Origin of the sequence: Streptomyces murinus (assembly GCF_002154555.1) — a bacterium.
In the GTDB taxonomy this organism is placed as follows: Bacteria; Actinomycetota; Actinomycetes; order Streptomycetales; family Streptomycetaceae; genus Streptomyces; species Streptomyces murinus.
The window spans coordinates 1-920 of record NZ_MUNF01000474.1 but is presented as its reverse complement, the minus strand read 5'-3'; the positions used below and the strand labels follow the sequence as shown (position 1 = coordinate 920).

The following is a 920-nucleotide window of genomic DNA, read 5'->3' as shown; positions in this document are numbered from 1 at the left end:
GCCTTCGAGGAACTGCTGCGCGCCGACCTCGGCGCCGCCGACGTGGTCGCCTGCTCCAGCGGCACCTCCGCGCTCTCGCTGGTGCTGCGCGCCATGGACATCGGCCCCGGCGACGAGGTGATCGTCCCCGCCTTCGGCTGCGCGCCGCTGGCCTCCTCGGTCGTCGCCGTCGGAGCCGTCCCGGTCTTCGCCGACATCCGCCCGGACACCATGACCATGGACCCGGACGAGGCCGAACGGCTCGTCACCGAGCGGACCAGGGCGGTGATGCCCGCCCATATGTTCTCCGTGATGGCCGACATGCCCCACTTCGCCGAGCTGGCCCGGCGGCACGGACTGCGCCTGCTGGAGGACTCGGCGGTCGCCCAGGGCGGCGTGCTGCGCGGCGTGCCGGCCGGGCTGTGGGGCGAGGCGGGCGTCTACTCCTTCGTGCAGGTCAAGACGTGCGGCATGCCGGGCGAGGGCGGCGTGGTGATCACCCGGGACCCGGCGCTCGGCGAGCGGGTGCGGATGCTGCGCAACCACGGCCAGCGGCCCGGGCGGCGGTTCGTCCACCACGCCGTCGGCGTCAACAGCCGCTTCGACGAGATCCAGGCGGCCTTCCAGACACACCGCTACGCCGGTTTCCCCGCGCGCCTCGCCCGGCGGGCCGAGATCGCCGCGTACTACACCGAGCGCTTCACCCCGCTTGCCGACCGCGGGGTGACCCCGCCGCCGCCCGATCGCGACGGCCGCTGCTTCTACGTGTACACGGTCCTCGCCGACGCCCGGGACGCCCTCGCGGCTCACCTGGCCGAGCACGGGGTGGCCAGTCACGTCTACTACCCGAGCCCCCTGCCCGCGCACCCCGCCTTCGCCCCGTACGCGCCACCGGACGCCCGCTGGCCCGCCGCGGCGCAGGCGTCCCGCCGTCATCTGTC

1 protein-coding gene is annotated in these 920 nt (G+C 74.9%); it reads left to right on the top strand.

The window, feature by feature from the left end; translation table 11 throughout:
* Nucleotides 1–920 (top strand): DegT/DnrJ/EryC1/StrS family aminotransferase (locus tag CCN72_RS26885; protein ID WP_107430160.1); only part of this gene is annotated, 920 nt, incomplete at both ends.